Source organism: Paenibacillus sp. J22P90 (assembly GCF_059692195.1).
In genome coordinates this window covers 345,503-358,513 of sequence record NZ_JCAUAY010000003.1, presented here as the reverse complement: position 1 = coordinate 358,513, position 13,011 = coordinate 345,503, and the positions used below count along the sequence as shown (strand labels likewise).

The 13,011-nt window shown below is 43.4% G+C and carries 6 protein-coding genes and 1 pseudogene; 5 read left to right on the top strand and 2 right to left on the bottom strand.

Features of this window, described 5'->3' with window-relative positions:
- Positions 1–174: 174 nt before the first annotated feature.
- From AC58UX_RS11920 to AC58UX_RS11910, 3 genes and pseudogenes are all read left to right on the top strand, one after another.
- Positions 175–5,403 (top strand): rhamnogalacturonan lyase family protein, encoded by a 5,229-nt coding sequence (locus AC58UX_RS11920; protein WP_497252766.1) that lies wholly within the window; start codon positions 175–177, stop codon positions 5,401–5,403.
- Positions 5,404–5,818: 415 nt separating this feature from the next.
- Positions 5,819–7,660: pseudogene (locus AC58UX_RS11915) on the top strand (rhamnogalacturonan lyase); the annotation flags it as partial.
- 270 nt (positions 7,661–7,930) lie between these two features.
- Positions 7,931–8,521 carry a carbohydrate-binding domain-containing protein gene (locus tag AC58UX_RS11910; protein WP_497253641.1) on the top strand — a complete coding sequence of 197 codons (591 nt, stop codon included), beginning with the start codon at positions 7,931–7,933 and terminating at the stop codon, positions 8,519–8,521.
- 52 nt (positions 8,522–8,573) lie between these two features.
- Here AC58UX_RS11910 and AC58UX_RS11905 read toward each other — a convergent pair whose 3' ends face one another.
- On the bottom strand, positions 8,574–9,419 hold the full coding sequence (locus AC58UX_RS11905) for a helix-turn-helix domain-containing protein (RefSeq protein WP_497252764.1): 846 nt from the start codon (positions 9,417–9,419) through the stop codon (positions 8,574–8,576).
- Between the two features lie 180 nt (positions 9,420–9,599).
- Between AC58UX_RS11905 and AC58UX_RS11900 the strand changes: the two genes are divergently transcribed.
- Positions 9,600–11,147 carry a glycoside hydrolase family 28 protein gene (locus AC58UX_RS11900; RefSeq protein ID WP_497252762.1) on the top strand — a complete coding sequence of 516 codons (1,548 nt, stop codon included), beginning with the start codon at positions 9,600–9,602 and terminating at the stop codon, positions 11,145–11,147.
- 3 nt (positions 11,148–11,150) lie between these two features.
- Positions 11,151–12,188, top strand: coding sequence for a glycoside hydrolase family 88/105 protein (locus tag AC58UX_RS11895; RefSeq protein ID WP_497252760.1), 1,038 nt, complete (start codon positions 11,151–11,153; stop codon positions 12,186–12,188).
- A 114-nt stretch (positions 12,189–12,302) separates the two neighbouring features.
- On the opposite strand, the gene AC58UX_RS11890 is transcribed toward AC58UX_RS11895, so the two are convergent.
- On the bottom strand, positions 12,303–12,983 hold the full coding sequence (locus tag AC58UX_RS11890) for a TIGR00266 family protein (protein ID WP_497252758.1): 681 nt from the start codon (positions 12,981–12,983) through the stop codon (positions 12,303–12,305).
- Positions 12,984–13,011: the final 28 nt, after the last annotated feature.

Sequence of the window (13,011 nt, the reverse complement as noted above, 5' to 3'; positions counted from 1 at the left end):
TCTTTAAAAGCTGAAACGTAATTAGATGTACGTGTATGAATTGAGAAATGTGCGCATAGGAACGAGATCAAGACTCCTGAAATATTTTTCAGGAGGTGACTGGAAAAAGGGAAACTCAACTAATTCTCACCAGAAATGACCTAACGTCCAAAATTGTTAAATGGGGGAAAGAAAATGGCGAACAACAAAAAACTTTTTATTGTATTGTTATCTGTATTGTTTTTTGTAAGCAGTTTCAATTTCGGACAGATAAGAAAAGCGGAAGCAAGCGTAAACCCGCCATCCTATTATGATGTGTGGTGGGACTTTGAGCAGGGTAATACTTGGCCTCAATCAGCGGCAGGATCGCAAATTTCCGGAAGTGCGAATGCTTCGATGACACTAACCAATGAGACCGAAACAAACGGCAATGAATTTATGAAAGCAGCTGGAAACAATGCATCTGCTTGGCGCGCTACCTACTTGCCACTATCCAGCGCAAATACAAGCGGTGCTGAAGTTGTCTTTGACTTGAAGCCGATTAGTACGAACGGAGAAACTCGTTATGGGGATATCATGTTCTTAAGCTCGGCGGATAACTATTCTTATTTTAATATTACATTTAATCAAAACCTACAGCTCTTCTACTATAATACACCGGGTGTGAATTATACGACTGATCTGTATAAGGGTGTTGATCTCAATGGCAATTTGCTGCCAACCGGCACCAATGATACAAGGGTAGCTGCGTTACAAAACACAGGATTGCAAGGAAACGGCTCGAACTGGTATTCGGTTAGCATCTATTTTGACTATGTCAATCACTTTGCAGACTTAACGATTACCGATAAGAGTGATCCGACGAAAACATTTACGCAAAATGGAATACCGATTCGCGCAGCGGCGGGTAATTTGAACAAATTGTTATTAACGGCGTTCAAAGGAATTCCACAATACGGGATCGACAACTTTGGGGTGAAGTATTTAAGTGAGATTTCCCCCTCGAAATACTATACATCTTACTGGAATGATTTCGAGGCTGGAATTTGGGAAAGTAAAGCGATTGGAACTGGTATCATCGCCGAGGGCGGATCAAGCGGTGCTACGCTGTCTCAGGTGCAGGAAAGCAGTTCAGCAAACAAGTATATGCAAGTGAGTGCTGGCAGCAGTGGGGCATATCGTGTTTCTAAGCTAGACCTACCTAATCAAGCGTTCTCAAGCTCCGATGTGATGTTGGATTGGTTGCCTATTAGTGCTCAAGCAAGCGATAGCCGATTTGGTGACGTAGCCTTTATAGCTTCAGGTAGTACCTATCCCTATTTTGGCCTGCAATTCAATAAAAACAGGGAAATACTATATTATACTAAAGGTGAAAATGTCGCTGCCGGTTACGGATTAACCTACTCGACTGAAGATCTTCAAGGTGCATCCGTGCGAAATTCGGTTTACACATCATCAACGGCTGTACCAACGGGTATTACAGCTAATGGTTCAACTTGGTACACTGTAAAGATTTCATTTGACTATGACCATCATAATGCTGATTTAAAAATAGTTGAAAAAAATAATCCAACAACTGTACTTTATGAAAGAGCCGATATCCCGATTTATGCCTCAGTGGCCAATTCAGGCATTATAGCTGTAGGTGGTTGGAAAGGTACAATATCAATGGGTCTGGATAACTTCGGTATTAGGAACAAACTTTCCACATCCAACAGTATAGCATCGATTGCACAACCATCGGATGTAATGGTTACAGCGCCTGATTGGCAACAGCATGTGAATAGCCGTCCAACAACCGTCGTTGCTACAATGGGTGACGGTTCAAAACGAGACTTATCGATCGGAGCGTGGACCAGCAATCCGGTTTTTGATGCAGATGTGTACACCAATTATACATGGACAGCTCCGTTGATAATCCCTGATGGCATTCAAAACCCGAAAAACTTAACTCTAACTTATAAAGCTAATTATATAAGCAGCTATAATGCGACGGGGGCATATGATCCTACAACGCTGGAACTCAGCTATGGCTCTGTATCTAGTGTTGACGAGTTGAAAAGTCTTCTTCCCACACAGACATATGGGGTACTTAGTAACGGAAAAATTATTAAACTTGACATCGATTCTGCAACATGGACAGCAACATATACTACACTTCAAGATCTAGGAAGCAGTATACCACCTCGTGCGAAATTCGCCTCACCGGAATTTAACCCAAATCAAGAAGGCATCTATGTTTACAAGGCAAAGATTAAGCCAACTGATCATTATACAGTGAATAGTGACATTTGGGTGGAGGCACGAGTTAACTACTATTCATCTAAGAATAACTTGAATGGATTTGAACGTTCTATCGAATATCTAGACAGAGGTCTATACGCAATCAAAAATAAGGTGTACGACACAGTATCAAAAACATACATCGACAGCGCGCAAGGCGGCATTTTCCTTTCGTGGAGAACATTAGTGGATGAATATGCCAAGGTGAACAATGGCAAAGACATTACGTTTGATATTTACCGCAACGGCTTTAAGATTACCACTGTGGATAATTTGACAAACTATCTTGATGTTGGGGGTACAGTTGGAGATAAATATTTAATCAAGACTATTCAGGATGGTACTGAATCATTTAGTAAAGAGGTAGAAGCTCTAGCAGACAATTACATCTCAATTAAATTACAGCGGCCGCTACCTTCATACAGCCAAACAGGTAATTTCGGTATGTATAGGCTAAACGACACTGAGGTAGCGGATGTAGATGGAGATGGTGTGTATGAGATTGCAGTAAAATGGTATCCGAGCAATGGTTTTGACCCTGGCACGACTACGGCTAACCGAATGTCGTCACCACATATTATCGATATCTACAAATTAGATGGAACTGCATTGTGGCGCTTATATATGGGTTATTCATCACCATCAGGTCAGCACTTCGATAACTTCATGTTCTATGATTTGGATCAGGATGGTAAAGCAGAGTTCTCCATCCTGACTCAAGACGGAACAAGAACCTATAAGCCAGACGAGAATGGACAGTTTAGGTATCTAACAACCGAGAGCAACGGATATGTTTTCCAGCCTACAGATCCTAACAATTCCGAAAGTACGGGTCAGTATGCCTTGAGTGCGGATGGAAAAGGGTACGTGCTGAGCAATGCGCCAAGCTATGACTTTGCGTATGTTGGCGACTATGGCAGCCCAATGTTGGATGATAACTACTTGGTTGACACCGTAGGCGACATCGCTCTTGAAGGTGTTAATATGCAAACAGACGGTTTCAAGAGTTCAGATGTTCATGAATATTTTACAGTTTTCAAAGGTAAGACCGGCGAAATCATTGATAGTGTTAACTATAAGTACACAACGGCCGAAATGTTAAAAACGGATGGGCCACACACTGCACATCGGTTTAACATTGCAATCGGTTATATCCCAGCAGATTTGAATGATTCTGATTCAAAGAAAACAATCCCCGCTGTCTTACAGGAAAGAGGATATTATGCTAGAGCTACGGTAGCAGCGTATACACTCGTGGATGGCAAGATAAAGCTTGCTTGGGATATAGACACAGTTAATGAGATTAATGGCGGTGGAAACCATAATATGGTTTCTGGTGATCTGGACAATGACGGCTTTGATGAGTTGTATCTTGGCGGCACTGCCATTGATCACGACGGTACAATCTTATGGGCTAAGGATGGTGAATATAATAGAGACTTCATGAAGCATGGAGACATGATTCATATGACTGCTATATTTCCCGACAGTGATCAGCTGTATGTTTTAACGCCTGTAGAAGACGGATCGGTATCAACAATGCTAAATTTTGCGCTTACGAACGGCGCAAATGGCGGACGTGTAGTAGGTACTACTTTCGGCAGAGCGGATACAGGAAGAGCTATGCTGGCTAACGTCACCCCTCATGCAGGGTATGATATTTGGGCTAGCACCCCGTCCGGAATCGTAAACGGCAGAAAGGCTGATGTGCTTTTCAATGCTTATGGAGAAATTGAAACCAATAATGGCAATCCGCTCAAAAGGCCTGCAGTTCAGACATGGAGTGGGCTCTGGGACGGCGATTTGCTATCAGAGCTGCCTGACTCCAACCCTGCCGGCGGCGCCGACAAGAGCGGGCTCCCGCAGGGCGTGCACAAGTACAACTGGGTAACTGGAGAAACAGAAGCAATAGGTTCGTTTAACGGAACGCTCACAAACAACAGCTCGAAGAATAACCCTAACCTCATGGCGGACGTTCTGGGCGATTGGAGAGAGGAAATCTTTGCGCGTTCTACCAACAATGAAGAGCTGCGTATTTACATGACGGGCATACCTACAGAATACATGATTTACACGCTGATGCATGATTCTGTCTATCGCAACTCGGTGGCAAACCAGAATACCTCCTACAATCAGCCTAATCACACCAGTTTTTATCTGGGCGAGGATCAGATTGGCAGAAATAGAGTTTTGAATTTTGATCTTCCTACTTACAACTATAGATACACAACGCAAGCAGGTGGTCCAGTAGAGCCGCCGACAGCACCTGGCCAAGTAAGTGAAGTGCAAGTTGTGGAAGGCGACGGCCAACTCGTCCTTCGCTGGCAAGATCCAACGGAAGTGGGGAGCGGGCTGAAGCATATTTATGTCGCTGCTTATGCGGGGGATACGAAAACGGTGAGCGTTAATGCCGAACCTGGCGCGAAGCAAGCGACACTTAGCGGTCTGACAAATGGTGATACCTATAAGGTAAAGCTTATCGTCGTAGGTACAAATGGAATGGAAGCGGAGGCTGTCTTCGTGAACGGTACGCCACATAGTCCAGACAGCACTCCACCAACTACGACAGATAACGCTCCATCAGGCTGGATGAATAAAGATGTTACCGTAACCTTAATGGCAACTGATAGCGGATCCAGTGTGAGTGGTACCTATTACAAGGTAAACGGAGGTCCAGAGCGACAAGGGACTTCAGTTGCTTTTTCAGAAGAAGGGATTCACACGTTAACTTACTGGAGTATTGATCAAAATGGTAATACAGAACTTCCACATTCCATATACGTAAAAATTGATAAGACCGCACCTACGTTAAATTTGGTTCTGGATAAAACGCAGTTGTGGCCGGCCAATCACAAAATGATGACGATAAAATCAACTGTTGGCGCTAGTGATAGTCTTTCTGGCAACGGAACGATTATTCTTTCATCTATCACGAGTAATGAAGCAGATAATGAATCAGGTGATGGAAATACATCAGATGACATCCAGGGTGCGCAGATCGGCACCTTAGACACTGAATTTATGCTTCGTGCTGAACGATCTGGTAATGGATCTGGGCGCACATACACCATTACTTATAACGCTATTGATTTAGCTGGAAACAAAACTGTACAATCTGCTACGGTTTCGGTCTCTAAATAAAGCTTTGAAGGAGAAGCTTGGTTAAGAAGTGGCCAACTCTGTAAAAGAGTATAGGAAACTTTAATGAGAGGAATCATCCTGGGCAAGGATGGTTCTTTCTTATTTTTAATTTGATGATTGGTGGAAACCGATGATTAGAAAGCTTTTGGGACTTATTGTTCATATCAATATTTGCGGACTTGATAAAAATCTTGTGTACAAACGCGGAGATATCAATTAAAACAATGTGTTAATATATTCCAGTAAGCGCTTGCAAGTTTGAGTTGGAGGTGAAATATTTAGTTTCTTTTGTAACTTTGAAAGAGTTTCAAGGAAAATTATCTAACAAATATTTTAAAGAGCGAACAGCCCTTATTCGATTGGAGGAGTAATAGTAATGAATAAAAAATTGAATACCAAGTTTAAATTGGCTACAATGTTTGCCCTTGCTTTCTCTATTTTCGCGAGTCCAGTCTTACCTATGCAGACCGTCTCAGCCAATCAAGCACGTCAAGCGGAACCTCTGAACCGAGGAGTTGTAGCTGTTAAAGTTGACACTGGTGTCTTCGTTAGTTGGCGGTTGCTTGGTACAGAGTCTACTGCTGTTTCCTTTAACTTGTACCGCAATGGGACTAAAGTCAACGCCACACCAATTACGAACAGCACAAACTATCAGGATTCAGCTGGTACCACTTCATCTAGCTATACGGTGCGGGCCATTGTCAGTGGCGTTGAACAATCGGATTCACCTATAGCGAGCGTATGGGGGACCAATTATAAAGACATTCCGATTCAGAAACCAGCAGGAGGTACGACTCCTGACGGAATAGCATATACGTACAGAGCCAATGATGCGAGCGTAGGTGATCTTGACGGCGACGGCGATTACGAGATTGTTCTGAAATGGGATCCGACCAACCAAAAAGATAATTCTCAAGAAGGTTATACTGGGAATGTTTATCTTGATGCATACGAATTGAACGGTACACGGCTCTGGAGAATTGACCTTGGGAGAAACATTCGAGCGGGCGCACACTATACTCAATTTCTTGTGTATGATTTCGATGGCGACGGAAAAGCGGAAGTTGTAAGCAAAACGGCTGACGCAACCGTCGACGGAACAGGAGTTACGATCGGAAACGGGAGTGCAGATTATCGCAACTCCGACGGATATGTACTTAGTGGCCCAGAGAAACTTACAGTGTTTTCTGGACAAACGGGAGGTGTGCTTACAACTGTTGATTACGAGCCACCGAGAGGCACGGTATCCGATTGGGGCGATAGTTACGGCAACCGTGTCGACCGTTTCATTGCGGGAGTTGCTTATCTCGACGGTGTACGTCCGAGTATTGTCATGGCACGCGGTTATTACACGCGTACTGTTCTCGTAGCTTATGATTGGCGAAACGGTACGCTTACTGAAAGATGGACGTTCGATAGCGACAACTATTCGGGAACAGAAGGACAAGGTAATCACCAATTGTCAGTTGCTGATGTAGATGGTGACGGCAAGGACGAAATTCATTACGGCGCTCTTGGAATAGATGATAACGGTACAAAGTTATATAATACCGGGCTAAAACACGGAGATGCCATGCATCTTAGCGATCTGAATCCGGACCGTCCAGGATTAGAAGTGTTCGGGGTACATGAGAGTACTTCTGCACAATTTGGGGCCGAAATCCACGATGCTAGTACTGGTCAAGTGCTCTGGGGCCAATTTACAGGCATTGATACCGGACGTGGATTGGCAGCTGATATCGACCCACGATATAAAGGCGCTGAGCTCTGGGCGACCAATGTAGGTATTCATTCCGTAACAGGGATACAAATTAGTAGCTCAAATCCCGGTTCAATCAATTATGCCATCTGGTGGGATGGAGATTTGCAACGTGAATTGCTCGATCATAATTGGGATTCAGCAACTTCGACTGGTATCGGAAAGATTGATAAGTGGGACTACACAAATGGAACACTAGTTAACTTATTGACGGCTACAGGTACATTGTCAAATAATCATAGCAAAGGAACGCCGAGCTTACAGGCAGACTTATTGGGAGACTGGCGTGAAGAAGTGATTTGGAGAACAACAGACAGCACGGCACTACGACTTTATACGACAACGAGTGTCACTAGCACGAAACTTCATACACTGATGCACGATCCAGTTTACCGTCTTGGCATCGCATGGCAAAATGTCGGCTACAATCAGCCTCCTCACACAAGCTACTACTTAGGTGGCGGAATGACCACACCGCCGCAACCTAATATTTTTACCGACCCAATTGAAAATGATCCACCAGCACCTACTGTCCCAGATATCGTTCTTGAGGGAGAGGCGCTAGTCAGTGCAAATGCAGTAACGAAAAGCACTTCAGGAATTACGGTTACAACATCCTCAACAAATGGCATTTATTATTTGCAAGCTAATGGTGTATCCAGCGGGCAATGGATCGAATTCAATGTAAACATTCAGACCCCAGGCACTTATCAATTGTCGTATCAGTATAAGAGCAACACGACAGGAAGAGCAACCGTACAGACTTATGTGAATGGAGCAGCCAAAGGTCCAGCGATTAATCAAAATAGCTCTCCAGCCGATCAATATATCTTAGCTAATCTAGGTCAGGTAACTTTTGCAAGCGCCGGTACGTATCCAATCCGATTTGCTGCTACTAGTGGTGGCTCGATTGTAATTGATTATACAAAACTTGTTAAAGTTTCTGATAATATTGTGCAGGTTGAAGGAGAATCATTAGTTAGTGCAAATGCGGTTACGAAAAGTACCTCGGGGATTACCGTGACTACCTCTTCAACGAATGGTATCTATTATCTGCAAGCGAGTGGCGTTGCCAGTGGGCAATGGATCGAATTTAATGTAACGGTACCAACAGCGGGCACATACGATTTGTCTTATCAATATAAGACGAATACATCGGGAAGAGCGACCGTCCAGGCTTATGTGAATGGTACGGCCAAAGGTTCCCCTGTTAACCAAAATGCTTCTACAGCAGATCAATATATCCAGGTCAATTTAGGTCAGGCAACCTTTGCAAGCGCGGGCACCTATCCTGTTAGATTTGTGGCGACAAGTACTGGCTCGATTGTCATGGACTATTTTAAATTGGTGAAACAGTAAAATATTAAAAAGTGGTTGAACATGGAGATACTCCAGTTCAACCACTTTTTTCTCACTTTCGAGTGTGCTCACGTTTACGATATGCACGGGGGGACACACCAGACAGCATTTTGAACACTTTACCAAAGTGAGAAAAATTTTCAAATCCACAGTGTTCTGATACCAAAGTGACACTCCAGTCCGTTTCTCTAAGGAGGTGTTCGGCTTCTTTTACTCGGGTGATATTGATGTATTGCGTAAAGCCGAAGCCAGTGACCTCCTTAAAAACCCGGCACAAATGGCCTTTGCTAATAAAAAATTGCTTAGCAAGGGCGTCCAGATTCAAAGGCTCCCTAAAGTGCAGATTAATGTGACGGATAATGTCCGTTACCTTTTGCTGGACTGGCGTAAGCTCGACAGTGGGGAGAGACTTGCGTTTATGAATGTGGCGAGCTGTGAATAGAAGCAACTCATTTGCCATGTTTCGTATATGTAATTGATAGCCTAGGGGGCGTTCGCTTAATTCATTTAATAGAGATACAAAAATCTCTTCTACATGCATACGTTCTTGAAGGTTCAACCTAAATAATGGATGGGCATCAGCAAAGGGGGACAGGAGTAGGTCTGTGTCCTCAGGTGAGAACCCGTTAAAGAATGATTGAGAAAAATGTAAGACGACCCGTTCGTGATTGGGCTCATTCAACTCAGAAGTTTTGTGAACGGCATTGGAATCAATAAGCACCATATCACCAGGATGAACGTGGTAAATCGAGTCTTTGATAAAGTACTTTCTTTCCCCATGAAATAGATAATAAATTTCATACGCCTTATGGTAATGGGTGTTTTGCATGGAATGTTGACCGACTCTTCGGTCAAATTCGATCCATAATGGGTCGCTCCACGTACCGAAGCGTAGCATGTTTGGAATGCATTGAATATTCATGAGGCACTCCTTCCACAGGGTTATTCTTCCTACAACTATTATATCAATATTTGCGGTGTTTGGGGAATACGGCGTATATATGCGGAGAAATTATTCTTATTTTCATGTACATTTTGGAGCAAGAGTATAATATTTAGTAAAAGAAAGGGTATCACCATGAAAAACAACAACAAATTTGATATTACCCCGCTTAATTTGATATCACCACCTGCTTCACAAACAGATACGAGTATAGCTTTAGTATGGGATAAGCCAAATAAATCATCTGAAATTAGCTGCTACCGAATTTACGTGAATGGGAGCGTCCATGGAATTTGTACTTATACGGATTATACAGTAACAGGTTTGGAAGCATCCAATGAGTATGAAGCCTATGTTTGTTCTGTTTCCAAGGAAGGCGATGTCTCCCAGCCAAGTAATGCAGTAAAGATCTCAACCAAGCCTATGGCGGAAATTTTCGATATTACAGAATTTGGGGCAATAGCTGATCAGAAAATAATTAATACAAAACCCATTCAGGCAGCCATCGATGCATGTACTCCTGGTGGAAAAGTCTATATTCCCAAGGGCACATTCGTAACGGGGGCTATCTTCCTAAAAAGTAATATGACTCTATATGTGGAAAAAGAGGGAGTGTTGCTTGGAAGCGATCAACCATCCGATTATCCAGTAATGACTTACAGATGGGAAGGCAAAGAGCAACTATGCTATGCAAGTTTAATTAATACGAAGGATTGTTTAGATGGCCGACTAGAAAACATTACGATTGAAGGCGAAGGGGAAATTGACGCCAATGGTTCAGCTCTATTTAAAAACGAAATGACTGAAGCTAAGGGTTTCCGGGGGAGAGCGGTCTGCTTAAGAAATGTCGATCATGTTTACCTGAAGGATATTACAATTAGACAGTCACCAGCGTGGTGCGTGCATCTTATTTACTGTAATCAAGTAAGTGTCAATCATGTCAGCATACATACTAAATATGATGAGCATGGCAGGAGATATCAACATATTTTCAACGGTGACGGTTTGAATCCGGATTCATCAAGTGACATTTATATTTTTAATTCCATGATTGCCAGTCAAGATGATTGTATTGCTATTAAATCAGGTCGTGATGAAGAGGGGAGAAAGGTCGGTATCCCTTCACAAAATATTAAGATTACAAACTGCACGTTTAAAAGTGGTTTTGGAGTTGCAATGGGAAGTGAAATGGCCGGAGGCGTAAGAAATGTGCTCATCAAAGACTGTAAATTTGAAAATACGTTTAGCATTGCCACTGTCAAAGCACCAAGAGGGCGAGGAGCCCAAATAGATAATATCCGATACGAGGATTGTACTTTACGTTATACCGACGTTGATCACAAGGATTGTAAGTGGTTTAGAGGTGCAATTAATATAGATCAATTTTATAGTCATGATGACTATGATTTGGATAAAAAAGAAGAGATTAATGAAGGCACCCCTGTTATCCAAAATATTGTTTTAAAAAATATTATGTTGGATACCTATGGTGGGAACGCTATTTTCCTGGCGGGCTTGCCGGAAAGCCCTTTACAAAACATCCATTTGGAAAATGTGAATGCCATTGGGAACTATGGACTTAAGGCTTACAATATAGAAGGTTTTGTCATGAAAAATGTGTCTGTCGTATCACGCTATGATGAAGATTATAAGTTTCATCGCGCTGAGTATAAGGAGGAATAGGTCATGAAAAAATTCGAATGCAATGAAAATGAAGTTAAAGAACTTATTGATAGGGTAGTCCGCAGAACGATGAATATGGATTTCACTTGGAATTGGTCTTGTGGGGTTGCTTATTACGGGATTAGCAAAGCCTGGGAAGTCACGGGAAACCAAGCGTATATCGATTTTTTGGTCAAATGGGTGGACGAATATTTGGAGCTCGGGCTACCAACTTTGATGGTAAATAGCTGTGCCATGGGGCATACCATGTTAACCCTGTATGAAGCCACAGGAGATTCAAAATACCTTGATTTGGCTCTGTTGAAGGCTGAATATCTACGAAAAGATGCCATCCGGTTTGGTGATGGTGTTTTCCAGCATACAGTCTCCTCCAAAAATGACTTTCCAGAGCAGGCGTGGGCGGATACGTTGTTCATGGCCGCTTATTTCCTGCTAAGGCTTGGATTCAAACTGGACAATAAGGAATATATTGACGATGCGCTTAAACAATTTTACTGGCATGAAGAATATTTACAGGACACGAAGACAAATTTGTTCTATCACGCTTGGGACAATGTGAGACAAGATCATCTTTCCGCTATTTACTGGGGCAGAGCCAACGCTTGGGCCGCTTATACGATGTCTCAAGCTTATAAAATGTTGAATCCATTTATGCCTATGTGGATGCAGATCGGAGGGGCTCTCGGCGATCAATTAAGCTCTCTGGCTAGGCTGCAGTCACCGAATGGGCTATGGCGTACGGTATTAAATGATGAAACATCCTATGAGGAAACCTCCGCCTCCGCCGGTATTGCCGCAGCACTGGTTTCATATGGACATCCGATGCATCAAAACTATATGGCTAAAGCTTATGAAGGCATCTTGGCAAACATTGATGAAGACGGCTCCGTCCGTAATGTATCCGCGGGTACGGCTGTGATGTATTCAGCAGATGATTATAAGGTGATCTCGAAGAAGAGAGTACAAGGATGGGGTCAAGGACTAACCTTGGCTTATCTGGTAGCTTTGTTACAGAATAAGGAAGTGGTCAGTAAAATATAAAGGTCACTTCGTTAGTGATTTCCAGTCTTACTTTATCACCGATCCTCAAATGGCACACAATTAAAAAAGCATGCAAGACGGTAACCGTCTTTGCATGCTTTTTTTGCATGGTTGTTAGCCTCTGCCCGGCAACAACTGCTTAATCCAGCCGCCGAAACTCTTCGGATTCCGCGTTTGAATGAGCACAACGCCTTCGCCGCGGAAGCGACAGACGACGCCTTCGCCGCTCGTAAGGCTGGAAATCCAGCCTTTGGAGGCTTTTTCAATCGTATACGGCGTATAATCCGGCCATGCAACTAGATGCCCGTTGTCGATCACGACCTCTTGGCCTGGCGCCAAGTTGATCGCATGGATCGCGCCGTAGGAGGAGAGGAACACAGTGCCTCGACCGCTAATCTCGACGATGAAAAAGCCTTCGCCTGACATGAAGCCGCTAGCTAGATTTTGCATCTTGGTGTTCACTTGGATGCCTGAGGTGCCGGCTAGGAAGCCGTCTTTTTGTACGTATAGCTTGTACGAGCCGTCTAATTCAACAGCTTCAATATCACCGATAACAGCGGGAGCTAGAAGCACTTCGCCTGATCCACGGTTAGGGCTTAATTCTTGAAAGAAGAAGCTCTCGCCACTCAGCATCCGTCCAAGTCCTCGCATTATCCCGCCGTCTGCCGTTCCTTTAAGCTCGATATTCGGGGACATGGACACCATGGCACCGGATTCAGCTTTAATGTTTTCTCCAGCTTCAAGCTGCACGCGCAGCATAGGAAATGCACCTTTATATAAGATTTCGTGTTTCATCGTAATCCTCCAATTTAGTTAATTTTGA

Bases quoted from the DNA above. Each gene is read 5' to 3' on its own strand.
- AC58UX_RS11895 (WP_497252760.1), top strand. From the start codon at position 11,151: ATGAAAAAATTCGAATGCAATGAAAATGAAGTTAAAGAACTTATTGAT.
- AC58UX_RS11890 (WP_497252758.1), bottom strand. From the start codon at position 12,983: ATGAAACACGAAATCTTATATAAAGGTGCATTTCCTATGCTGCGCGTG.
- AC58UX_RS11900 (WP_497252762.1), top strand. From the start codon at position 9,600: ATGAAAAACAACAACAAATTTGATATTACCCCGCTTAATTTGATATCA.
- AC58UX_RS11905 (WP_497252764.1), bottom strand. From the start codon at position 9,419: ATGCTACGCTTCGGTACGTGGAGCGACCCATTATGGATCGAATTTGAC.
- AC58UX_RS11920 (WP_497252766.1), top strand. From the start codon at position 175: ATGGCGAACAACAAAAAACTTTTTATTGTATTGTTATCTGTATTGTTT.